This window comes from Streptomyces sp. NPDC088157 (genome assembly GCF_044741545.1).
Lineage (GTDB): Bacteria > Actinomycetota > Actinomycetes > Streptomycetales > Streptomycetaceae > Streptomyces.
Window position 1 is genome coordinate 619057 of record NZ_JBIUSU010000001.1, and the last position, 21527, is coordinate 640583.

At 70.7% G+C, this 21527-nt stretch carries 20 protein-coding genes; 9 read left to right on the plus strand and 11 right to left on the minus strand.

All coding sequences use genetic code 11. From position 1 onward, the window contains the following. Window positions 1-44: 44 nt before the first annotated feature. Window positions 45-1013 carry an FAD-dependent oxidoreductase gene (locus ACIPFH_RS02615; RefSeq protein WP_401822306.1) on the plus strand — a complete coding sequence of 323 codons (969 nt, stop codon included), beginning with the start codon at window positions 45-47 and terminating at the stop codon, window positions 1011-1013. Here ACIPFH_RS02615 and ACIPFH_RS02620 read toward each other — a convergent pair. Both ACIPFH_RS02620 and bla read right to left on the minus strand, forming a co-directional pair. Continuing rightward, a complete protein-coding gene (locus tag ACIPFH_RS02620; RefSeq protein WP_401822308.1) occupies window positions 1003-2190 on the minus strand; it encodes a GNAT family N-acetyltransferase in 1188 nt (395 codons plus the stop codon). The genes ACIPFH_RS02615 and ACIPFH_RS02620 overlap by 11 nt on opposite strands. A 146-nt stretch (window positions 2191-2336) precedes the next feature. After that, window positions 2337-3284: a class A beta-lactamase gene (gene bla, locus ACIPFH_RS02625; RefSeq protein ID WP_401822310.1), complete on the minus strand. Its 948-nt coding sequence runs from the start codon at window positions 3282-3284 to the stop codon at window positions 2337-2339. A gap of 205 nt (window positions 3285-3489) precedes the next feature. Between bla and recO the strand changes: the two genes are divergently transcribed. Next, window positions 3490-4239 (plus strand): DNA repair protein RecO, encoded by a 750-nt coding sequence (gene recO / locus ACIPFH_RS02630; protein WP_356249230.1) that lies wholly within the window; start codon window positions 3490-3492, stop codon window positions 4237-4239. A 130-nt stretch (window positions 4240-4369) separates the two neighbouring features. Then, window positions 4370-5221, plus strand: coding sequence for an isoprenyl transferase (locus ACIPFH_RS02635; RefSeq protein ID WP_401822312.1), 852 nt, complete (start codon window positions 4370-4372; stop codon window positions 5219-5221). 347 nt (window positions 5222-5568) lie between these two features. Here the strand turns inward: ACIPFH_RS02635 and ACIPFH_RS02640 are convergent, their stop codons facing one another. From ACIPFH_RS02640 to ACIPFH_RS02655, 4 genes are read right to left on the minus strand one after another with little or no spacing between them, the layout of a single operon-like run. Then, on the minus strand, window positions 5569-5979 hold the full coding sequence (locus tag ACIPFH_RS02640) for a transcriptional repressor (RefSeq protein WP_327314940.1): 411 nt from the start codon (window positions 5977-5979) through the stop codon (window positions 5569-5571). Between the two features lie 59 nt (window positions 5980-6038). Continuing rightward, window positions 6039-6941, minus strand: coding sequence for a metal ABC transporter permease (locus ACIPFH_RS02645; protein WP_356260973.1), 903 nt, complete (start codon window positions 6939-6941; stop codon window positions 6039-6041). Further along, the gene (locus tag ACIPFH_RS02650) at window positions 6941-7792 is read right to left on the minus strand and encodes a metal ABC transporter ATP-binding protein (RefSeq protein ID WP_401822314.1); all 852 of its coding nucleotides are present in this window, start codon (window positions 7790-7792) and stop codon (window positions 6941-6943) included. The genes ACIPFH_RS02645 and ACIPFH_RS02650 overlap by 1 nt, the downstream gene beginning before the upstream one ends. Window positions 7793-7809: 17 nt before the next feature. Beyond that, the gene (locus ACIPFH_RS02655; protein WP_401822316.1) at window positions 7810-8766 is read right to left on the minus strand and encodes a metal ABC transporter substrate-binding protein; all 957 of its coding nucleotides are present in this window, start codon (window positions 8764-8766) and stop codon (window positions 7810-7812) included. 172 nt (window positions 8767-8938) lie between these two features. Between ACIPFH_RS02655 and ACIPFH_RS02660 the strand changes: the two genes are divergently transcribed. Continuing rightward, window positions 8939-10321 (plus strand): glycine--tRNA ligase, encoded by a 1383-nt coding sequence (locus ACIPFH_RS02660; protein WP_356260963.1) that lies wholly within the window; start codon window positions 8939-8941, stop codon window positions 10319-10321. Window positions 10322-10432: 111 nt separating this feature from the next. Here ACIPFH_RS02660 and ACIPFH_RS02665 read toward each other — a convergent pair whose 3' ends face one another. After that, complete coding sequence (locus tag ACIPFH_RS02665) at window positions 10433-11545, minus strand: endonuclease/exonuclease/phosphatase family protein (RefSeq protein ID WP_401822318.1); 1113 nt, start codon at window positions 11543-11545, stop codon at window positions 10433-10435. A gap of 464 nt (window positions 11546-12009) precedes the next feature. Here ACIPFH_RS02665 and ACIPFH_RS02670 point away from each other — a divergent pair, with 464 nt between their 5' ends. Genes ACIPFH_RS02670 through ACIPFH_RS02680 form a run of 3 tightly spaced genes read left to right on the plus strand, consistent with a single transcriptional unit; the run spans window position 12010 to window position 14598 of the window. Next, window positions 12010-13020: an aldo/keto reductase gene (locus ACIPFH_RS02670; RefSeq protein WP_401822321.1), complete on the plus strand. Its 1011-nt coding sequence runs from the start codon at window positions 12010-12012 to the stop codon at window positions 13018-13020. A gap of 25 nt (window positions 13021-13045) precedes the next feature. After that, window positions 13046-13642, plus strand: coding sequence for a TetR family transcriptional regulator (locus tag ACIPFH_RS02675; RefSeq protein WP_401822324.1), 597 nt, complete (start codon window positions 13046-13048; stop codon window positions 13640-13642). Continuing rightward, window positions 13642-14598: a UTP--glucose-1-phosphate uridylyltransferase gene (locus ACIPFH_RS02680; RefSeq protein WP_401822325.1), complete on the plus strand. Its 957-nt coding sequence runs from the start codon at window positions 13642-13644 to the stop codon at window positions 14596-14598. The genes ACIPFH_RS02675 and ACIPFH_RS02680 overlap by 1 nt, the downstream gene beginning before the upstream one ends. Window positions 14599-14604: 6 nt before the next feature. Here ACIPFH_RS02680 and ACIPFH_RS02685 read toward each other — a convergent pair whose 3' ends face one another. The 3 genes from ACIPFH_RS02685 to ACIPFH_RS02695 all read right to left on the minus strand — a co-directional run bounded on the left by ACIPFH_RS02685 (window position 14605) and on the right by ACIPFH_RS02695 (window position 17654). Then, on the minus strand, window positions 14605-15750 hold the full coding sequence (locus ACIPFH_RS02685; RefSeq protein WP_401822328.1) for a serine hydrolase domain-containing protein: 1146 nt from the start codon (window positions 15748-15750) through the stop codon (window positions 14605-14607). A 61-nt stretch (window positions 15751-15811) separates the two neighbouring features. Further along, the gene (locus ACIPFH_RS02690) at window positions 15812-16030 is read right to left on the minus strand and encodes a hypothetical protein (protein WP_356260950.1); all 219 of its coding nucleotides are present in this window, start codon (window positions 16028-16030) and stop codon (window positions 15812-15814) included. Between the two features lie 190 nt (window positions 16031-16220). Beyond that, entirely contained in the window at window positions 16221-17654 is a 1434-nt protein-coding gene (locus tag ACIPFH_RS02695; RefSeq protein WP_401822330.1) for an MFS transporter, read from the minus strand. A gap of 101 nt (window positions 17655-17755) precedes the next feature. Between ACIPFH_RS02695 and ACIPFH_RS02700 the strand changes: the two genes are divergently transcribed. Continuing rightward, entirely contained in the window at window positions 17756-18736 is a 981-nt protein-coding gene (locus ACIPFH_RS02700; RefSeq protein WP_401822333.1) for a helix-turn-helix transcriptional regulator, read from the plus strand. A gap of 16 nt (window positions 18737-18752) precedes the next feature. On the opposite strand, the gene ACIPFH_RS02705 is transcribed toward ACIPFH_RS02700, so the two are convergent. After that, a complete protein-coding gene (locus ACIPFH_RS02705; RefSeq protein ID WP_401822335.1) occupies window positions 18753-20198 on the minus strand; it encodes an MFS transporter in 1446 nt (481 codons plus the stop codon). A gap of 118 nt (window positions 20199-20316) precedes the next feature. Here ACIPFH_RS02705 and dusB point away from each other — a divergent pair, with 118 nt between their 5' ends. Further along, complete coding sequence (gene dusB, locus ACIPFH_RS02710) at window positions 20317-21471, plus strand: tRNA dihydrouridine synthase DusB (protein ID WP_356260940.1); 1155 nt, start codon at window positions 20317-20319, stop codon at window positions 21469-21471. Window positions 21472-21527: the final 56 nt, after the last annotated feature.

Genomic DNA, 21527 nt, shown 5'->3' on the forward strand with positions numbered 1-21527 from the left:
GAGGCCACACGGCCGGCCGCCGGAGGGGCGTTACCGAGGAGGCGATGATGTCGGCACCAGCGGTGGTGGTGATCGGTGCCGGTGTGGTCGGGCTCACCACAGCCGTCCTTCTCGCCGAAGCGGGCAGGAACGTGCGGGTGGATGCCGAACTGCTCCCCGAAGCCACGACCTCGGCAGCCGCGGGCGCTTCGTGGGATCCGTTTCTGGCCGAACCCGCCGATCTGGTGGAGCGCTGGAGCAAGGAGAGCCTTCTGGTGCTGCGGGCACTGAGCGCCGACGACAGGACGGGGGTCCGTCTGGTCGAGGGTACGCACGAGTCCCGTGTGCCGAGGGATGTTCCGGCCTGGGCCCCCTGGGTCGACGCGCGTCCGTGCGCTCCGGAGGACCTGCGTCCGGGTTACACGGAGGGATGGCGCTACCGTGCTCCCGTCGTCGACATGCCCACGTACCTGGGCCATCTCGTCGACCGGTTGGTGAAGGCCGGCGGCCGGCTCCGCGAGCACCGCTACGCCTGCGTCGAAGAGGCTCTCCCGGAGGCGCCCGTCGTCGTGAACTGCACGGGGACGGGCGCGCGGGCTCTGGTCGGTGACCCGTCCGTGCAGGCCGTGCGTGGCCAGCTCGTCGTGGTCGAGAACCCCGGGATCGGGACCTTCTTCTGCGACGACACGCCCGAAGCCGATGATCTCGTCTACATCTATCCCCAGTCGGACGTGGTGATCCTGGGCGGAACTTCGGACTGGGACAACTGGGATCTGAGGGCCGACCCCGCCGCCGCCCTGGACATCGTGCGGCGCTGCGTGGCGGTCGAGCCGTCCCTCGCCGACGCTCCGGTGATCGGTCACCGCGTGGGACTCCGGCCGGTTCGGCCTCGGGTGCGGCTGGAGGCGGAGAACCGCGCGAAGGACACCCTGCTCCTGCACAACTACGGTCACGGGGGCGCCGGGCTGACCCTCTCCTGGGGATGTGCCCGAGAGGTCGCGGATCTGCTGCGTGCCGCGGAACTCACTCCCTGACCTCCCACTGCCTGCGCCCCGCGGTCCCTGCCTCCGGGCCTCGCCGGAAGAGGTACAGCCACGTCCGGGCAGCCAGAGCACAGGCCAGCGCAGCGGTCCACGGCCAACTGGTCGTCTGCGTCGCGACGACCGCGGCACCGACGAGGGGTGAGATCGAGGTGAACGCCATGAGCGCGATCTCCACCAGGCTCTTCCGGAACCGCCGGGCGATGGAGAACTCCGACCACTCGTACCAGGCGAGGCCCGAACTCAGCAGCGCGGCCAGGATCATGGTCGTCGTGGGGTCTCCACTCGCCTGTGCGTAGGTGACCGGGAGGGAGATCAGGAAGGGCAGCACACCACCGTATTCGGAGAGGATGTTGCCGTACTTCATGATTTTCCCGAACGTGTTCGAATGGATCCGGGCCAGTTCTCCCGAGGCGCTGGCGTAGACGATCAGGGACAACACCGTGCTGAAGGTGGCACCGATCAGGAGCAGACGGACATCGTCCGGGAAGCGCGTCGACGTGAAGGCGAAGCCCAGGAGGAAGGTGATGGCCGCCAGAATGGCTCCGGAGAACGCTATGCCGGCCGCCGCCTCCCCGGACTGGAGCGTGGCGGGGTCGTCCTGCTCGAAGCGCGTGACCTCCAGCGCGGGCTCGCCGCCCAGCGACACCAGCGCGGTCACGGCCTGATCCAGTGGTGCGAGCGACTCGATCAGTTGCGTCTGTGCGCTGAGGGGCACGAGGTAGCGCGTGTCGGGATCTACGTACTCGACGCGGGTCTTGTGCTGGAAGTGAAGGCAGATGCCGCCAGGGTGCCGACTCGTGCGCATGACGCGGGTACCGATGAAGCCGCTCTTCAGCAGCAGCCCCGTCAGCGGGACGTCCGCTGCTTCGACCACGGCGGAGAACAAGGCGGCCGGCCCGGGCCGTTCCGGGGCCGCTGTGGACAGCTCCTCCAGGAGCCGAAGACCCATCCCCTGTCTTCGCAGACCGTCGCGAACGGCGATCACCGACAGACGTACGTGTCCGGGTGAAGGCCGTTCGGCAGCGGCGCAGCCGACCAGCTCGCCGTCGGACTCGGCGACCCGGACCATGCCCCCGGCGATCGATCCGCCCAGGAGTGCCGACGAGGGAGCCTCGGCCGGGGCGCATGTCTCGGCCAGCAGCTGAGTGAGCCGCGGGAGGTCACCCATGTGTGCGTCCCGAGTGGACCATGCGCTCATTCCGGTCGCGCCCCCTCAGCTCCGTCCGGTCACGCAAATGTACTGGAAATCCTCAAGGAGCCATCGAGCGAGGGTAGTTGACCGAAAATCAGGACTCGGCCCACCGGGGCCACGTCCTAGCCCAGCACCTCCGCCAGTACCCCCGCCGTCTCCACGATCAGTTCGTGGTCGTAGGCCGCATCGCGGTCCGGCTTGGTGAGTTGGACGGCCAGGACGACGGGCGTGCCGTCCGGGGTCCAGGCGATGCCGGCGTCGTTGTTGGCGCCGTACCAGCCGCCACCGGTCTTGTCGGCGATCGTCCAGGTCGGGGGGAGTCCCGCGCGGAAGCGGTTGGCGCTGGTGATCGTGCCGAGCATCCAGTCGGTCAGGCGGTGGCGGTCGCCGGGGGACAGCGCTTCGCCGAGGACGAGACGGGCGTAGGTGCGGCCGATCGCGTACGGGCTCGTGGTGTCCGTGACCCGGTCCGGCTCGGCCGAGTTGAGCTCCGGCTCCCAGCGGTCGAGGCGGGTGACGCGGTCGCCGACCGAGCGGGCGAAGCGGGTGATCGCGGCGGGGCCGCCCAGCTCGCGCAGGAGCAGGTTGCCGGCCGTGTTGTCGCTGCGCTGGATGGCCGCGGCGGACAACTCGGCGATCGTCATGCCGTCGGCCACGTGGTCCTTGGTGACGGGGGAGTTCTCCACCACCTCCGCCGAGGTGTAGTGGACGCGCCGGTCCAGTGCCTGCTCGGGCAGGTCCCGCAGTACGGCCGCCACCGCCAGGGGCTTGAACAGGGAGCAGACCGGGAAGCGCTCGTCGGCGCGGTGGCGGACCGACCGCCCGGTGCGCACGTTGTGGGCGAACACCCCGAGCCGGGCGCCGTGGCGGGCTTCGAGGTCGCGCAGACGGGCGGCCACCGAGGCGGGCGAGGGGGAGGCAGGAGTGGAGGGGGTGGCGGCGTGCGCCGGGGCCGCGGTGAAGAGGGCGGCGGCCGTGGTGGCCGCGCCGGCCGTCAGAACCGTGCGACGGGAGGGGCTGGGGGAAGGGTGCGGGCCTGAGATCGTTCTCTCCGTCCTTCGGGAATCCATGGTCTCTTCTGTCACGGACGTCTCTCCGCTCCCGCCGGTTGCGCCGCTTCTGGTCTCGCGCAGCGGCACACCACCCCTTCGGCGTAGGCGAGAATGGACGCATGAGCCTCCGTGACGACGGCACCGTGCCCCGCGCCCAGCAGCCGGGTGCGGCGGACTCCGGCCTGCCCGGTTCCCGGCGGGCCGCCGGCCCCGGCGGTGCGCGATGAGTCTCTTCCGGGACGACGGCGTCGTCCTGCGGACCCAGAAACTCGGCGAGGCCGACCGCATCATCACGCTGCTGACGCGCGGGCACGGACGGGTGCGGGCCGTGGCGCGGGGGGTGCGGCGGACGAAGTCCAAGTTCGGCGCCCGCCTCGAGCCCTTCTCCCACGTCGACGTGCAGTTCTTCGCGCGCGGGAGCAGCGAACTGGTCGGACGCGGGCTGCCGTTGTGCACACAGAGCGAGATCATCGCTCCGTACGGTGGCGGGATCGTGGCCGACTACGCCCGCTACACCGCCGGTACGGCCATGCTGGAGACCGCCGAGCGGTTCACCGACCACGAGGGCGAACCTGCCGTCCAGCAGTACCTGCTGCTCGTCGGGGCGCTGCGGACCCTGGCCCGCGGTGAGCACGCCCCGCACCTCGTCCTCGACGCGTTCCTGCTGAGGTCGCTGGCCGTCAACGGGTACGCCCCCAGCTTCGGTGACTGCGCCAAGTGCGGGATGCCAGGACCCAACCGGTTCTTCTCCGTCGCGGCCGGCGGCTCGGTCTGCGTCGACTGCCGGGTGGCCGGCAGCGTCGTACCCTCGCCGCAGACCCTCGTCCTGCTGGGCGCGCTGCTCACGGGAGACTGGGAGACGGCGGACGCGTGCGAGCCGCGGTACGTCCGGGAGGGCAGCGGGCTGGTGTCCGCCTATCTGCACTGGCACCTGGAGCGCGGGCTGCGTTCCCTCCGGTACGTCGAGAAATAGGCAGCAGCACGAGCGGTACGGAAGCAAGAGCAGAGCGGTGCGGAAGCAAGAGCAGAGCGGTACGGAAGCAAAAGCAGAGCAGTACAGAGGCCAAAGCAGTCGGCGAAAGTTCAGAGGAGACGAGAGGCACATGGTCGTACGCGGGTTCCTGGGGCGGCAGCGTCGGGAGTACAGGACGCCGGAGCCGCACCCGTCCGGCGCGCGCCCGCCCAAGCTCCCGGGCGAGCTGGTCCCCGAGCATGTGGCGATCGTCATGGACGGCAACGGCCGCTGGGCAAAGGAGCGCGGGCTGCCGCGCACCGAGGGGCACAAGGTCGGCGCCGAGCAGGTCCTCGACGTGTTGCAGGGCGCGGTCGAGATGGGTGTGCGCAACATCTCGCTGTACGCCTTCTCCACCGAGAACTGGAAGCGCTCGCCCGACGAGGTCCGCTTCCTGATGAACTTCAACCGCGACTTCATCCGCAAGACCCGCGACCAGCTCGACGAGCTCGGCATCCGGGTGCGCTGGGTGGGTCGGATGCCCAAGCTGTGGAAGTCGGTCGCCAAGGAGCTCCAGGTCGCCCAGGAGCAGACCAAGGACAACGACCGTCTCACCCTGTACTTCTGCATGAACTACGGCGGCCGGGCGGAGATCGCGGACGCGGCGCAGGCGCTCGCCGAGGATGTGAAGGCGGGCAGGCTCGACCCGTCGAAGGTCAACGAGAAGACGCTCGCGAAGTACCTGTACTACCCGGACATGCCGGACGTCGACCTGTTCCTGCGGCCGAGCGGCGAGCAGCGCACCTCCAACTACCTGCTCTGGCAGAGCGCGTACGCGGAGCTGGTCTTCCAGGACGTGCTGTGGCCCGACTTCGACCGCCGTGACCTGTGGCGGGCCTGCGTCGAGTTCGCGTCCCGGGACCGCCGTTTCGGCGGCGCGGTCACGAACGAGGAACTCCTGGCCATGGAGGGAAGGACTTCGGACCCGGAGGCCACTTCCTAGCCTCCGTGCGTTCGCCCGGCCCGTCGACGCTGCGGGAGATCAGTTTGTAGTCGGTCTCCCGCTCGTCGACACGGCCCGCGCATGAACCGTGTCACCGCGCCCTCGTCGCCGCCCTCGGCGTGCTGGTGCTCACCGCGCTGCCCGCCCACGCCGCCGACACCGGCGGCTCCGGTACGCACCTCGCGCACCGCGACAGCTACGCCACGAAAGCACCGGTCGCCGTGTCCAGCCCGTCCGGCGTCCGAGGACGAGGCCCGTTCAGGGCCGAAGGGGGGTTCGGGGCCGAAGGGGGGTTCGGGGGGCGCAGCCCCCAGGGGACGGTCACCCGACTCTCACCCCACGACCGCTCAACCCGCGGAGCAGTCCGCGCAGGTGCCGAAGATCTCCACCGTGTGGGCCACATTGACGTACCCGTGCTCCGCGGCGATCGCCTCGGCCCACTTCTCCACCGCCGGGCCCTCCACCTCCACGGCCTTGCCGCAGACGCGGCAGACGAGGTGGTGGTGGTGCTCGCCGGTGGAGCACCGGCGGTACACCGACTCACCGTCCGAGGTGCGCAGGACATCGACCTCGCCCGCGTCGGCGAGGGACTGGAGCGTGCGGTAGACCGTGGTCAGGCCCACCGAGTCGCCCTTGTGCTTGAGCATGTCGTGCAGATCCTGGGCGCTGCGGAACTCGTCGACCTCGTCGAGCGCGGCCGCCACGGCGGCACGCTGCCGGGTGGAACGGCCCTTCACGGGCGGTCCAGCGGTTGTCACCGTTGCCTCCTCACGTCTGCGGCTTGCCGGGCCATTGTGCCAGCCCCGGCTGTGCGAGGTCAGACGCCGACCTCGTCCCCCGAGGTCCGGGTGGCCGGAATCGCGCACTCCGCCGGGTCGCCGGCGGGTTGCGCCGCCGCCAGCGCGCGGGCACGGCGCCGGGCCAGGGGAGCGGCCAGCACGCTCAGCGCGACGAACGCGGCGATGGTCAGCAGGACGATCGTCGCACCGGGCGGAACGTCCTGGTAGTACGAGGTGACCGTGCCGCCGATGGTCACCGTCACGCCGATCGCCACCGCGATCGCGAAGGTGGCGGCGAAGCTGCGGCTCAGCTGCTGGGCCGCGGCCACCGGGACCACCATCAGGGCGGACACCAGCAGCAGGCCCACCACCCGCATCGCCACCGTCACCGTGATCGCCGCCGTGACCGCCGTCAGCAGGTTCAGCGCCCGGACCGGCAGGCCGGTCACCCGGGCGAACTCCTCGTCCTGGCTGACCGCGAAGAGCTGGCGGCGCAGGCCGAGGGTGACGACGACCACGAAGGCCGCGAGCAGGCAGATCGCCGTGACGTCCGACTCGGAGACGGTCGACAGCGAACCGAAGAGGTACGACGTCAGGTTCGCGTTCGAGCCCGTGGGCGCGAGGTTGATGAACATCACGCCGCCGGCCATACCGCCGTAGAAGAGCATGGCGAGGGCGATGTCGCCGCGGGTCTTCCCGTACCAGCGGATCAGTTCCATGATCACCGCGCCCAGGACCGAGACGGCCGTCGCCATCCACACGGGCGACCAGGACAACAGGAAGCCCAGGCCGACGCCGGTCATCGCGACATGGCCGATGCCGTCGCCCATGAGGGCCTGGCGGCGCTGGACGAGGTAGATGCCCACGGCGGGAGCGGTGATGCCGACCAGGACGGCGGCCAGCAGCGCCCGCTGCATGAAGGCGTAGTTCAGGAGGTCCATCAGCTCAGCAGTCCCGTGCGGATCGGTTCGGCGCCCGCGGGTGCGTGCGGGTGTACGTGGTCGTGGCCGGGCAGGGCGTGCTGGCCGACGGCCGGTGTGGGTGGGCCGTCGTGCAGGACGCAGCCGTCGCGCAGGACGATCGCCCGGTCGATCAGGGGCTCCAGAGGGCCCAGTTCGTGCAGGACGAGCAGGACCGTCGTACCGGCCGCGACCTGGTCCTTCAGTGTCCGTGCCAGGACCTCCTGGCTGGCCAGGTCGACGCCCGCCATGGGCTCGTCCATGATCAGCAGCTCGGGTTCGGCGGCCAGCGCGCGGGCGATGAGCACGCGCTGGTGCTGGCCGCCGGAGAGCGCGTCGACGTTGTCCTTGGCGCGGTCGGCCATGCCCACGAGATCCAGGGCGTGCCGTACGGCCTCCCTGTCGGCCTTGCGGAAGACGCCGAAGCGGGTGCGGGAGAGGCGGCCCGCGGAGACGACCTCCGTCACCGTGGCCGGGACCCCGCCGGCGGCCGTCGTGCGCTGCGGGACGTATCCGATCCGCGCCCAGTCCCGGAACCGGCGCTGCGGGGTGCCGAACAGCTCGACCTCCCCGGCGCTGACCGGGACCTGACCGATCACGCTGCGTACGGCGGTGGACTTTCCGGAGCCGTTCGCGCCGAGCAGGGCGACGACCTCACCGCGCCGCACGGTGAGGTCGACGCCCCGCAGGACGGGGCGCGAGCCCAGCTCCGCGCGGACACCGCGCAGCGCGATGACGGATTTCGATGAGGCGGGTTCCGGTGAGACGGACTCCGACGAGGCGGGTTCCGGTGAGACGGACTCGGCCTTCGCGTCGGTGACACTCGCGTCCATGACGCCCTCCGTAAAGATCACTTCGTTCCCAGGGCTGTCTGCAGCGCCTTGAGGTTCGCCTCCTGGACCGAGAAGTAGTCCTTGCCCCGGGACTTCTCCGTGATGCCCTCGATCGGGTCGAGGACGTCGGTCTTGAGGTTCGCGTCGGAGGCGATGGTCTTCGCGGTCTTGTCGCTGACGAGCGTCTCGTAGAACACGGTCGTGACGCCGTCGGCCTTGGCCATCTTCTCAAGCTCCTTCACGCGGGCGGCGCTGGGCTCCGACTCGGGGTCGAGGCCGTTGATGGCCTCCTCGGTCAGGCCGTAGCGCTCGGCGAGGTAGCCGAAGGCGGCGTGGGTGGTGACGAAGACCTTGGTCCTGGTGTTCGCCAGCCCGTCCTTGAACTGTGTGTTCAGGGCGCCGAGTTTCCTCACCAGGGCCGCGGTGTTGGTCCTGTAGTCGGCCGCGTGGTCCGGGTCGGCCTTCTCGAAGGCCTTGCCGACGCCCTCGGCGACCTGGGAGTAGCGCACCGGGTCGAGCCAGACGTGCGGGTCGAGGCCGGCCAGCTCCTCGTTCTCGTGGTCGTCGTGCTCGGCCGCGTGGCCGCCGACCTCGTTGCCGTGCTTCTCCAGCGTGGTGAGGGAGGCCGCGTCGATCTTGGTCTTGACCTCGGACTGGGCCACGGCGTCGTCGACGGAGGGCTGGAGGTTCTCGAGGTAGAGCACCGCGTCGGACTCCTGGAGCGCGGCGGTCTGCTTGGCGCTGATCTCCAGGTCGTGCGGCTCCTGGCCGGGCTCGGTGAGGCTGGTGACGTGCACATGGTCCCCGCCTATCTGCTCGGCGAGGAAGGCCATCGGGTAGAACGACGCGACGACGTCGAACTTGTCCGTGTTGGCCGCGGCCGCGCTGTCGGTGGAGCAGGCGGAGAGGGTGCCGAGGCCCAGGGCGGTGGCCGCGGCGACCGCGGTGCCGGATATGAGTCGTCGTACGTTCATGACAGTCATTTTCAACAAATATGGAAACCGTTGTCAACAAGCCCTGGTAACGGCTGGGTAAGGGTCTGGGCAGGGCTCCGATTTGGTCGAGGGGGAGTCCCCGCCGGTACCCTGAAGTCTTCTCTGGAAGCATCCTCGCTTCGTCGCCCGTCGTCGTTATGAAGAGAGCACCGTGGCCGCCGACAAGATCGACACCATCGTCAGCCTGAGCAAGCGCCGTGGCTTCGTATTCCCGTGCAGTGAGATCTACGGCGGCCAGAAGGCCGCCTGGGACTACGGACCGCTTGGTGTCGAGCTCAAGGAGAACCTGAAGCGCCAGTGGTGGCGCTACATGGTGACGTCGCGCGAGGACGTGGTCGGTATCGACTCGTCCGTCATCCTGGCCCCCGAGGTCTGGGTGGCCTCCGGCCACGTCGCCACTTTCTCCGACCCGCTGACCGAGTGCACCTCCTGCCACAAGCGGTTCCGCGCGGACCACCTGGAAGAGGCGTACGAGGCCAAGCACAAGCGCCTGCCGGAGAACGGCCTGGCGGACGTGAACTGCCCCAACTGCGGTAACAAGGGCCAGTTCACCGAGCCCAAGCAGTTCTCGGGTCTGCTCTCCACCCACCTCGGCCCCACGCAGGACACCGGCTCCATCGCCTACCTGCGTCCCGAGACCGCCCAGGGCATCTTCACCAACTTCGCCCAGGTGCAGACCACTTCGCGCCGCAAGCCGCCGTTCGGCATCGCGCAGATGGGCAAGTCCTTCCGCAACGAGATCACGCCCGGCAACTTCATCTTCCGCACCCGCGAGTTCGAGCAGATGGAGATGGAGTTCTTCGTCAAGCCGGGCGAGGACGAGCAGTGGCAGGAGTACTGGATGGAGCAGCGCTGGAACTGGTACACCGGCCTGGGCCTGCGTGAGGAGAACATGCGCTGGTTCGAGCACCCCAAGGAGAAGCTCTCCCACTACTCTAAGCGCACCGCCGACATCGAGTACCGCTTCCAGTTCGGCGGCAACGAGTGGGGCGAGCTGGAGGGCGTCGCCAACCGCACCGACTACGACCTCGGCGCGCACGCCAAGGCCTCCGGCCAGGACCTCTCCTACTACGACCAGGAGGCCGGCGAGCGCTGGACGCCGTACGTCATCGAGCCCGCGGCCGGTGTCGGCCGCGCGATGCTGGCGTTCCTGCTCGACGCCTACATCGAGGACGAGGCGCCGAACGCCAAGGGCAAGCTGGAGAAGCGGACCGTGCTGCGTCTGGACCACCGGCTGGCCCCGGTGAAGGTCGCGGTCCTGCCGCTCTCCCGCAACCCGGAGCTGTCCCCGAAGGCCAAGGGCCTGGCTTCGGCCCTGCGCCAGAACTGGAACATCGAGTTCGACGACGCCGGCGCCATCGGCCGCCGCTACCGCCGCCAGGACGAGATCGGCACGCCGTACTGCGTGACCGTCGACTTCGACACCCTGGACGACAACGCGGTGACCGTCCGCGAGCGTGACTCGATGAAGCAGGAGCGGGTCTCCCTCGACCAGATCGAGGGCTACCTCGCCGGCCGCCTGATCGGCTGCTGACCTCGTATCCTTCGCGTTCCTTCGCGTTCCTCCGCGTTCGCTGCGGAACGCCGGTGCCGGGTCCCTCTCGAGGGGCCCGGCACCGGTCGTTCGTGGAGTTCTCGCCGGTGCCTACAGGTCGACGTCCATGTAGAGCGCCGCGTGGTCGGAGGCCGCGTCGGCCTCGGAGGTCACGGTGTCGAAGGGCTTGATGCCGTCCGCGAAGATGCCTCGGGTCTCCAGGCCGACCTGCTGCACTTCCTGCCACACCTCCGGCGACAGCAGCAGGTAGTCGAACTTGTCCCGCTCGCTCTTGCACTCCCCGAACGTGCCGGGCAGTCCGTGATAGGAGCGGTGACTCATCGCGTCCCGCAGTCCGGCGCCCTCCAGCGCCGCGGCCGCGTCGCTGGCCGGGTGGTCATTGAGGTCCCCGGCGACGATGACGTGCGGGGTGCGCTCCAGTGCGGCCCGGTAGATCTCCGCGACCCGCTTCGCCTGGGCCAGCCGCAGTTCCGGATCGTCCTGGGACTTGCTCTTCAGGTGGTTGCCGAGGATCACCAGGGGCGTGCCGTTGAGCTGGATCTCGAACTCCGGGCAGTCGCGGCTGAAGAGGCGCTGGTTGGGACGATCCGGGTTGGACTCGAAGAGGTGGGTCCGGATGGACGTGATCGGGTGTCGGCTGAAGATCCCGACGTCGATGCCCCGGCTGTCATTGCCGTCGATCAGCAGGGCGTAGGGGTACGGCCGCCGGCCCAGAGCACCGGCCAGCACCTGCGTGTTGAAGCGCTCCAGGGCGAGTCGGTTCTCGACCTCCACGGTGAGCAGGATGTCGGCGTCGATCTCCGAGACGACCCGGCCGGTGTTGCGCACCACGTCCAGGTCGAGGTCGTCCTGTCCCAGCTCGGCCCAGCCGGACCACGAGGCACGGCCCGCGGCGGTGACCGTGATGGTGGGGTCCTTTGCCGGCCCGGACCTGTCGAACAGCCTGGACTCCTTGACCGGCCGGGACTGGTTGATGAAGATCGGCGGCGGGTTCTTCGGGTCGATCTCGTACGCCCGGTACTTCTTGATGATCCGCTCGATCTCCCTCTTGTCCTTGTCGCCGTACGCCGACAGATCGAGGAGAGCGGTCAGCGCGCCGAAGTCGTCGAGGATCTCCTTGCGCTTGGCCGGGTCCTTGAGGCGGAAGGCCGTGGGGCGGCGGAAGAGGTTCTCCATGTTGAAGGTGGCGATGCGGATGCTCATGGCAGGCCTCCATGGCGGCGCGGAAGGCCGCTCGACCGGTGGCAGGCGCCGCCGAGGTGACTGCGCACCGACATCTCCCATTGTCCTCGGCACTCCCGGTTCGTCGACCGGACAGACGGCAGCCGGCGGATAGCCACTGCGGATAGCCGCTGCGGATCGCCCGGCGGATGGCACCCGGTTGAGGAGGGCGGCACCCGGCGGGTGTGAGCCGGTCGGGAGCCAGCCAGCCAGTCTGCCAGCCGGTCGGTCGGGGAGTCGGCCGGTCGGGGGTGAGCGGGTCGGGGAGTCGGCCGGTCGGGGGCGAGCGGGTCGGCCAGCCGGTCGGTCGGGGTGAGCGGGTCGGGGAGTCGGCGGTCGGGGGTGAGCGGGTCGGGGAGACGGCCGGTCGGGGGCGAGCCGTTTGGGAGCCAGATGACAGCTGACAGATGTTGAAATCTGTCAGCTGTCATGCGAGGCTGGTGTGCATGACGATGCGAACCCGTTCCCTCGGCACCACCGGTCCCCAGGTCTCCGCTCTCGGCCTCGGCTGCATGGGCATGTCCGCGCTGTACGGCGACGCGGACCGGGCCGAGGGGATCGCGACGATCCACGCCGCCCTCGAGGCCGGCGTGACCCTGCTGGACACCGGCGACTTCTACGGCATGGGCCACAACGAGCTGCTGATCGGCGAAGCCCTCCGTTCCGCCCCCGCCGTCCGCCGTGAACAGGCCCGGATCAGCGTGAAGTTCGGCGCCCTGCGCGCCCCGGACGGCGACTGGAGCGGTTACGACGGGCGCCCGGAGGCCGTGAAGAACTTCGCCGCCTACTCCCTCCAGCGCCTCGGCGTCGACCACATCGACGTCTACCGCATCGCCCGGCTCGACCCCGACGTGCCGATCGAGGAGACGGTCGGCGCGATCGCCGAACTGGTCGACCAGGGGTACGTCCGGCACATCGGCCTCAGCGAGGTCGGCGCCGAGACGATCCGCAGGGCCGCCGCCACCGCGCCGATCGCCGACCTCCAGATCGAGTACGCGCTGATCTCCCGAGGTGTCGAGAGGTCGATCCTGCCGGTCACCCGTGAGCTCGGGATCTCCATCACCGCGTACGGCGTACTGTCGCGCGGGCTGATCTCCGGGCACTTCACCGCCGACCGCAAGCTCGCCGCGAACGACTTCCGGGCCCACTCACCCCGCTTCCAGGGCGACAACCTCCAGCACAACCTGAACCTGGTCGAGGCCCTGCGGAAGATCGCCGAGCAGAAGGGCGTCTCCGTCGCGCAGATCGCGATCGCCTGGGTGCTGGCTCAGGGCGAGGACATCGTGCCGCTGATCGGCGCACGGACCAGGGAGCGGTTGGCGGAGTCGCTGGGCGCGCTGGACGTCGTACTGGAGGCCGCCGACCTCGCCGCGATCGAGGACGCCGTCCCGGCCGGCTCGGCCGCCGGTGACCGCTACGCGGCGGCCGCCATGGCCCACCTCGACAGCGAGCGCTGACTCCCTCTCCGGGTACGGTCTGAGCATGTCACCGACCACCGAGACCCTGACCGCCGAGCGCATCCTCGAGGCGACCGAGGAAGTGCTGCGCCGCCACGGCCCGGCCAAGGCCACCGTGGTCGACGTGGCCCGCGCGCTCGGCGTCAGCCACGGCAGCGTCTACCGGCACTTCCGGACGAAGGCGGCGCTGCGCGCGGCAGTCACGAAACGGTGGCTGGACCGTACGTCCGAGACGCTCTCCGTCATCACCGCCGACGAGTCGCGCACCCCGGAGGCCCGGCTGCGCGACTGGCTTGCGGCCCTCTTCGACGCCAAGCGCCGCAAGGCGGGCGACGACCCCGAGCTGTTCGCCACGTACATGGTGCTGACCGGGGAGACCGGCGAGGTGGTCGGCGAGCACCTCGCCGACCTGACCGGCCAACTGACCAGGATCATCGAGGCGGGAGTCGCGTCCGGCGCCTTCACGGCCCCCGACCCGGCGACCGCCGCCGTCGCCGTCTTCCAGGCCTCCGGCCGCTTCCACGATCCCGGCTACCACCGGTTGTGGGAACGGCCGGAGGCTCAGGAGAACTTCACGGCCCTGGTGGACCTGCTGCTGCGAGGGCTGCGGGGGGCGGTCTGATGTTCCCGACGATCCGCCGTGCCGTGATCCCCGCCGCCGGGCTGGGATCCCGCCTGCTGCCCCTCACCAAGGCGATCCCGAAGGAGATGCTCCCGGTCGGCGACAAGCCGGTGATCGAGCACACCGTGCGCGAGCTGGTGGACTCCGGCATCACCGACATCACCATCGTCGTCTCCGGCGGCAAGAGCCTGATCCAGGACCACTTCCGCCCCAACCCCGCCCTCGTCGAGCAGCTCCGCGCCGACGGCAAGACCGCCTACGCGGACGCGGTCGAGGAGGTGGGCGAGCTGGCTCTCCGGGGCCACATCACCTACCTCGACCAGCACGGCCCGTACGGCAACGGCACCCCGGTGCTGAACGCCGCCCGTTCCTTCGGCGACGAGCCGGTCCTGGTCCTGTGGCCCGACGACGTCTTCGTCGCCGAGACGCCCCGCGCCCAGCAGCTGATCCGCGCCTACGAGCAGACCGGCTGCCCGGTGCTGGCCCTGCTGCCGATGGACCCCGCCGACTCCCAGCGCTACGGCGTCCCCGTCGTCAAGGAAGACCTCGGAGACGGGACCCTGCGCATCACCGGCCTCGTCGAGAAGCCCGACCCCGCCCGGGCGCCGTCGTCGTACGCGGCCATCGGCGGCTATGTCGTCACCCCCGGCATCATCGACGAACTGCGCGAGCAGACCCGCCGCTGGTACGAGCACCGGACCGGCGAGATCTACCTGACCGACGCCATCAACGCCTACGCCCGCGGTCGCGCGGTCTACGGCCAGGTCATCCGGGGCCGCTGGTACGACACCGGCAACCCGGCCGACTACCTCGTCGCCCAGCTGGCCCACGCCCTGGCCCACCCCGAGTACGGGCCCCTGCTCCGGGGCCTGGTCAGCGACCTCGACGCGGGAGGCGCGGGACATGCGGGAAACGCGGGAGGCGCGGGAGACGCCGGGGGCCGAGCCGCCGGGTGAGTCCCCTCACGCCCCCGCCGTACTCCGCCAGAAGTCCCGCATCAACGGAGTCGGCGTCGGGTTCTCCATCGCGACCTGGGTGAGCAGGATCGTCACCGTGCCCGTACGCGGGACGATGTGCGCCGTCGTTCCCGTGCCGCCGACCCAGCCGTAGCGGCCGGGGACGTTCCAGGTCTCGACGGGGGAGACGTCGACCCCGCCGCCGTAGCCCCAGCCCTGTCCCTCCAGGAAGAGGGCCCCCGGCTCCCGCTGTTCCACGGTCAGATGGTTGGTCGTCATGCGGCTCACCGAGGTCGGCGAGAGGAGCGTGCGGCCACCCGCCGCACCGCCGTTCAGGAGCAGACGGGCGAAGGCCAGCCAGTCGTCCGCCGTGGACGCCAGCCCGCCGCCGCCCGACGGGAAGGCCGGGACGTGGCTCCACTCGCCGTCGGGGGTGTCCGTCACCTCGAGCGCTCCCGCGCCGTCGGGACGGTACGCGGTCGTGAAGCGGTCCCGCTTCTCCTTCGGGACCTCGAACGCCGTGTCCTTCATGCCCAGCGGCTCGAAGATCCGCTCCGCCAGGAACTCGGGGAGCGTGCGGCCCGAGGCCCGGGCGATCAGGATGCCCTGCAGGTCGGACGCCGTGCCGTACAGCCAGGCCTCGCCCGGCTGGTACAGCAGGGGGACGCGGGCCAGGTCCGTCAGCCAGGTGTCCGGGTCCGGGTAGGCCTGCGGGGCCCGGCCGTCCTTCTGCACGCCGAACAGGGCCTGCACCGCCGGGCGCGAGAAGTCGGACGGGAAGCCCCAGCCGGGGCGGGAGCTCAGCAGGTCCTCGACCGTGATCGGACGGGCCGCCGGGACCACGTCGTCGACGGGAGCGGACGGCGTACGGACCACGAGCGGGTCCGCCAGCTCGGGCAGCCACTCGGCCACCGGCGAGTCCAGGGCCAGCCGCCCCTCCTCCACCAGCATCAGCACCGCCGCAGCCGTGACCGGCTTGGTGATCGAGGCGATCCGGAAGAGGGACTCCCGGTCCATCGGGGCGGTGCCCTCGGCGTCCCGCGCACCGGCGGTCACCACCTCCACCGCGTCGCCGCGGGCCACGAGGCCCACCGCTCCCGGTACCGTGCCGTCGTCGACGTACCGTCGCAGGGTCTCGTGCAGAGCGCTCATGGGCCGGCCTTCCGATGCGATTGCGTCTCTTCCCCCTGATGACTCCCTAGGCGGCCGGAAGTCATCGCGGCTCGCGGCCCTCCGTGGGATCCACCGTCGCCTGGTGCGCCTCGGCCAGGTGTTCCTGCGCCTTCAGCCAGGGCAGGAACTGCGCCCCCTTGCGCCAGCCGCACGTGTCACACCTGATCGTGCGCTGCACTCCCGTGCGCCGCACCCTGACGACGTGCTCGCGCCCGTGCTGGTCCCAGCGGCTCACCTTGCTCGTGTTGATCTCCAGCACGACGCCTCCAGCGTTCGTGTCGGTGCCCGCTTCCGGGTCCGGTTCCGTGTCGGTGCCTGTGCCCGTGGGCCTGTCGGTGGGTGGGCGAAATCCAGGCAAGCAAGGAGTGTGCAGCAATACCAACATCAACAGGGGTTCCGGCCCGTCGAGTTGACCAAGCCGTTCCCGAGTCCGGCTCGGGACGCCGGACTCACCCCACCTTGCGCGGCAGCCGCAGGCTCAGCAGCCCCGTCACGACGACCCCGCCCAACTGCACGGCCAGCGTGGTGACCAGGGCGTCCCGCATGCCCATCCCCGGGACCAGGGAGAGGAACAGGGTGCCGAGGGTGGCCACGCCCAGCGCCAGCGAGGCCTGTTGGGTGGTCACCATCACACCGCTGCCGACGCCCGCGCGGGCCGGCGGCACCTCGGACATCACGATCCGCATCACGACGGGCAGTTGGAGCGCCTGCCCCGCACCGGCGACCGCCGCGCCCGGCAACAGCTCGACGAATCCGATGTCCGGCCAGTCGGCGCGCACCGTCAGCAGGAGGAGGACGACGCCCAGGCCCTGGAGCACCGAGCCCGCCGTGACCACCCGGGCCCCGAACCGCGCCACCAGCCGCGGCCCGGCCAGCGAGACGAGGAAGAACGCCAGGGCCATCGGCGCGAGCGCGAGTCCGGCCGGCACCGGACCGAGTCCCGCCCCGCTCTGGAGCGCAACGGCGATGACGAACATGAAGCCGCTGAAGCCGATCGAGAACGGCACCATGAGCGTCAGGCCGCGCCGCAGCGGGGTGAGTGCGAACAGGCTCGGCGGCACCAGTGGCGTACGGCCCTGCCGGTCGGCTCGCCGCTCCACGGCGATGAACGCGCCCGCCACCAGCGGGAACGCGGCCAGCGACAGCCACGTCCACAGCGGCCAGCCCGCCGCGCGGCCCTCGGTGAGCGGGGCGAGCAGCGTCAGCAGGGCGGCGGCGAGGAGCACGGTGCCGGGTCCGTCCACGGGCTCGGGGTGCTGCGAACGCGTCTCCGGGACGGTACGGACGGCGAGGACGAGCCCGACGACCACGACGGGGACGTTCACCAGGAACACGGAGCGCCAGCCGCTGCCGGCGAGGTCGGCGGCGACCAGCACACCGCCCAGGATCTGGCCCGCCACCATCGACAGCCCGGCCGTCGCGCCGTACAGGCTCATCGCCTTGGCGCGACGCGGGCCCTCGGTGGACGACTGGATCGTGGCGAGCACCTGCGGGACCATCGCGGCGGCCGACGCGCCCTGCGCGATCCGCGCCGCAACCAGCGACCAGGCGTCGGGGGCGAGCCCGCAGGCCAGCGAGGTCAGGCCGAAGGCGGCCATGCCGCCCAGGAAGAGCCGGCGTCGCCCGAACAGGTCGCCGAGCCGGCCGCCCAGCACGAGCAGCACGGCGTACGCGAGCCCGTACCCGGCGACGACGAGTTCCAGGACCGACTCGCTGGCGGCGAGGTCCCGGCCCATGGTGGGCAGGGCGACATTGACGATGAAGAAGTCGATCAGGGGGAGTGCCGCGGCGAGCAGCACGGTGAACAGCCCGAGCGGGCCGAGCGCGCGGGGTGCCGCGACCGTCCGGGGCGCGGCTGGGGTGGTGATGATGGTTTCGGTCACGCTCCCGAGCCTGCTCCGCCGCTCAGCCGGGTACCAGATTCTCCTTATCCTGGTAGAAGGAGTACCTGGCAACAGGGTCCGGGCGGCCGCACGCTGGAGGCATGACGACGATGGCCCAGGAAACACGCGTGCGCGCGGCCCAGGGGATCCGCGAGGCGGGGGAGGTCCGCGAGTCGCGCGGGTCCGGTGGCTCGGAGATCCGACGCCACGAGCTGGCCGCCTTCCTGCGCAGCCGCCGCGAGCGGATCACGCCCGAGCAGGTGGGCCTCCCGCGCGGAGCGCGCCGCCGCACTCCGGGGCTGCGCCGTGAGGAGGTCGCCCATCTCTCGGCGGTGGGCGTCACCTGGTACACCTGGCTCGAACAGTCCAGGGACATCCAGGTGTCGGTCCAGGTCCTCGACGCCCTCGCCCGCACCCTGCTGCTCGACCCGAGCGAACGGGCCCACCTCTTCCAGCTCGCCGCCGCGACCGACCCGACCCCGGCCTCGTCGTGCGCCGGCGTCACCGACGCCGTACGCGAGGTGCTCGACCAGCTCGACCCGCTGCCCGCCTGCGTCCAGAACAGCCGCTACGACATCCTGGCCTACAACCGCACCTACGCCCGTCTGCTCTGCGACCTCGACGCGATCCCGCCCGAGGACCGCAACTGCATGATCCTCGTCCACACCCACCCGCAGTGGCGGGAGTCGGTCGTCCACCTCGACGAGACCATGCGCCTGATGGCCGCGAAGCTCCGTGCCTCCATGGCCGGTCATCTCACCGAGCCCGCCTGGAAGATGCTGGTCAAGCGGCTCCAGTCGGAGTCCCCCGAGTTCCGCGAGAACTGGGAGCGCTACGAGGTCGTCGCGACCCGCAGCAAGACCAAACAGTTCCGCAACCCGCACGTCGGTCTCCTCGACCTCACCCACACCGACCTCTGGCTGAGCCCGGAACTCGGGGCGCGGCTGGTGACGTACGCACCGGCGGACGAGGTGACGCGGGAGCGGCTGGAGAAGCTGTACGCGCTCGCCACGGAGGAGCTTTCCACGGAGACGCTCTCCACAAAGACCACGCGGACCGCTCGGATCACGCAGACCGCTTGAACCGCCGAGAGCGGGCTCAGGCGCTGACGCTCGTCGCCTCCTGGACCTCCGGCGCCTCCAGCCGCCGCGCGGTGCGCTCAGCCGTACGCCGTGCCCACGCTCCGGTGCTCACGGCGCCCAGGACGAGGACGACGAGGCCGCAGCCGGCGAGTATCCACCAGCCGGGGACGGCGGCGGAGACGAAGGTGTCCCGGTACGCCGAGGTGCTCACGCCCGCCGCCAGGACCGCGCCGATCACGGCGACGCCCAGCGTCTGGCCCAGCTGGCGGCTGGTGGAGGCGACCGCGGCGGCGACCCCCGCCTGACCGCGCGGCATGCCGGACACCGCCGTGTTCGTGATCGGCGCGTTCACGAAGCCGAAGCCCACGCCGAACAGCAGGTACCCGAGGAACATCGTCATGTCGGACGTCTCCGCGTCGAAGACGGCGAACAGCAGCCCGCTCGTCGTCATCGCGGTGCCCGAGATCAGCAGCGGCAGCCGTGGTCCCCGGCTGCCGACCAGCCGTCCGGACAGCGGGGCGCACAGGAACGTGGGTACGGCCATGGGCAGCATCCACAGCCCGGCGTGCAGGGCGTCGAGGCCCCGTACGTTCTGCAGGTACAGCGTGGACAGGAACAGGAACCCGCCCAGCGCGGCGAACGCGCTGACCGCGATCACCGTCGCCCCGCTGAACGGTGCCGAGCGGAAGAAGCGCAGGTCGATGAGGGGTTCCACGCGTCGGCGCTCGTACCACACCAGGCCGACCAGCGCGGCCAGCGCCACCGCCGCGAAGGGGGCGCTGGTCGCCGCGCCCGCCCCGGGCGCCTCGATGATCGCGTAGGTGAGGGGGCCGAACAGGGCGATGACCAGCAGCTGGCCGACCGGGTCGGGGCGGCGGGGCTTCGGCGCGCGGGACTCGGGGACGTGACGCAGGGTCGCCAGCAGGGCGACCAGGCCGACCGGCAGATTGATCCAGAAGATCGACCGCCAGCCGACGGACTCCACCAGGAGACCGCCCAGCAGCGGGCCCGCGGCCATCGAGATGCCCACGACCGCGCCCCACACCCCGATCGCCCGGGCCCGTTCGCGCGGGTCGGTGAAGGTGTTGGTGATGATCGACATGGCGACCGGGTTCAGCATCGAACCGCCGACCGCCTGCACCATGCGGGCCGCGATCAGCAGTTCCAGGTTCGGGGCCAGCGAACACAGCAGGGAGCCGACCGTGAACACGACCAGCCCGGCCATGAAGACCTTCTTGCGGCCGATCCGGTCGGCGGTCGACCCCGCGAGCATCAGCAGCATGGCCAGCACGAGCGTGTACGCGTCGATCGTCCACTGGAGCCCGGCGGTGGAGGCGTGCAGGTCGCTCTGCATCGCGGGCAGGGCGACATTGAGAACGGTGACGTCGAGGCTCACGATCAGCAGGCTCATGCAGCAGATCGCGAGGATCAGGAGGCGTCGGCGAGGGCTGAGCTCGGGCATGCGGCCCATCGTACGCCCAGGTTAATAGTGCGCCTAACTAATGGTCGCTACACGATCTACCGGCGAGCCGGGGAAAACGTGAGGCCGGGCACGCCGCCCGATGCGTGACAATGGGTGGATGCCCACGACCGCGCCCACGCAGCACTCGACCCTCCGGATCGGCCCGCACACCGTCACCCCGCCGGTCGTCCTCGCCCCCATGGCCGGGATCACCAACGCTCCCTTCCGGACCCTGTGCAGGGAGTTCAGCGGCGGCAAGGGCCTGTTCGTGAGCGAGATGATCACGACCCGGGCGCTGGTCGAACGCAACGAGAAGACCATGCAGCTGATCCACTTCGACGCGACCGAGAAGCCGCGCTCGATCCAGCTGTACGGCGTCGACCCGGCCACCGTCGGCAAGGCCGTCCGCATGATCGCGGAGGAGGGCCTCGCCGACCACATCGACCTGAACTTCGGCTGCCCGGTCCCCAAGGTGACCCGCAAGGGCGGCGGCTCCGCGCTCCCCTACAAGCGCCACCTGCTGCGGGCGATCCTGCGGGAGGCGGTGAGCGGGGCCGGCGACCTCCCGGTGACGATGAAGATGCGCAAGGGCATCGACGACGACCACATCACCTATCTCGACGCCGGCCGCATCGCCGTCGAGGAGGGCGTCACCGCGATCGCGCTGCACGGGCGCACCGCCGCCCAGCACTACGGCGGCACCGCCGACTGGGAGGCGATCGCCCGCCTGAAGGAACACGTCCCGGAGATCCCCGTCCTCGGCAACGGCGACATCTGGTCCGCCCAGGACGCGCTGCGCATGGTGCGCGAGACGGGCTGCGACGGCGTGGTCGTCGGCCGCGGCTGCCTCGGCCGGCCGTGGCTGTTCGCCGACCTCGTGGCCGCCTTCGAGGGCCGGACGGAGGCCATGGCCCGCCCGTCCCTGCGCGAGGTCGCCGACGTGATGGTCCGGCACGCCACCCTGCTCGGCGAGTGGATCGGCGACGAGACGCGCGGGGTCATCGACTTCCGCAAGCACGTCGCCTGGTACCTCAAGGGCTTCGCGGTCGGCTCCGAGATGCGCAAGCGGCTGGCCATCACCTCGTCCCTCGCCGAACTCCGTGCCGGTCTCGACGAACTGGACCTCGACCAGCTCTGGCCCACCGGCGCCGACGGCCCCCGCGGCCGCACCTCCGGCAACAACAGGGTCGTCCTGCCGGACGGCTGGCTGAAGGACCCGTACGACTGCGCGGGCATCGGCGAGGACGCGGAACTGGACACCTCGGGCGGCTGAAGTCCCGCTGAGCACCGAGCCGTTGGGTGCTCAGCCGGTGGTGCTCAGCGGTTCAC

Bases quoted from the DNA above. Each gene is read 5' to 3' on its own strand.
- ACIPFH_RS02700 (WP_401822333.1), top strand. From the start codon at position 17,756: ATGACGACGATGGCCCAGGAAACACGCGTGCGCGCGGCCCAGGGGATC.
- ACIPFH_RS02635 (WP_401822312.1), top strand. From the start codon at position 4,370: ATGGTCGTACGCGGGTTCCTGGGGCGGCAGCGTCGGGAGTACAGGACG.
- ACIPFH_RS02650 (WP_401822314.1), bottom strand. From the start codon at position 7,792: ATGGACGCGAGTGTCACCGACGCGAAGGCCGAGTCCGTCTCACCGGAA.
- dusB (WP_356260940.1), top strand. From the start codon at position 20,317: ATGCCCACGACCGCGCCCACGCAGCACTCGACCCTCCGGATCGGCCCG.
- ACIPFH_RS02665 (WP_401822318.1), bottom strand. From the start codon at position 11,545: ATGAGCATCCGCATCGCCACCTTCAACATGGAGAACCTCTTCCGCCGC.
- ACIPFH_RS02615 (WP_401822306.1), top strand. From the start codon at position 45: ATGATGTCGGCACCAGCGGTGGTGGTGATCGGTGCCGGTGTGGTCGGG.
- ACIPFH_RS02670 (WP_401822321.1), top strand. From the start codon at position 12,010: ATGACGATGCGAACCCGTTCCCTCGGCACCACCGGTCCCCAGGTCTCC.
- ACIPFH_RS02655 (WP_401822316.1), bottom strand. From the start codon at position 8,766: ATGAACGTACGACGACTCATATCCGGCACCGCGGTCGCCGCGGCCACC.
- ACIPFH_RS02645 (WP_356260973.1), bottom strand. From the start codon at position 6,941: ATGGACCTCCTGAACTACGCCTTCATGCAGCGGGCGCTGCTGGCCGCC.
- ACIPFH_RS02675 (WP_401822324.1), top strand. From the start codon at position 13,046: ATGTCACCGACCACCGAGACCCTGACCGCCGAGCGCATCCTCGAGGCG.
- bla (WP_401822310.1), bottom strand. From the start codon at position 3,284: ATGGATTCCCGAAGGACGGAGAGAACGATCTCAGGCCCGCACCCTTCC.
- ACIPFH_RS02680 (WP_401822325.1), top strand. From the start codon at position 13,642: ATGTTCCCGACGATCCGCCGTGCCGTGATCCCCGCCGCCGGGCTGGGA.
- ACIPFH_RS02685 (WP_401822328.1), bottom strand. From the start codon at position 15,750: ATGAGCGCTCTGCACGAGACCCTGCGACGGTACGTCGACGACGGCACG.
- recO (WP_356249230.1), top strand. From the start codon at position 3,490: ATGAGTCTCTTCCGGGACGACGGCGTCGTCCTGCGGACCCAGAAACTC.
- ACIPFH_RS02705 (WP_401822335.1), bottom strand. From the start codon at position 20,198: ATGCCCGAGCTCAGCCCTCGCCGACGCCTCCTGATCCTCGCGATCTGC.
- ACIPFH_RS02620 (WP_401822308.1), bottom strand. From the start codon at position 2,190: ATGGGTGACCTCCCGCGGCTCACTCAGCTGCTGGCCGAGACATGCGCC.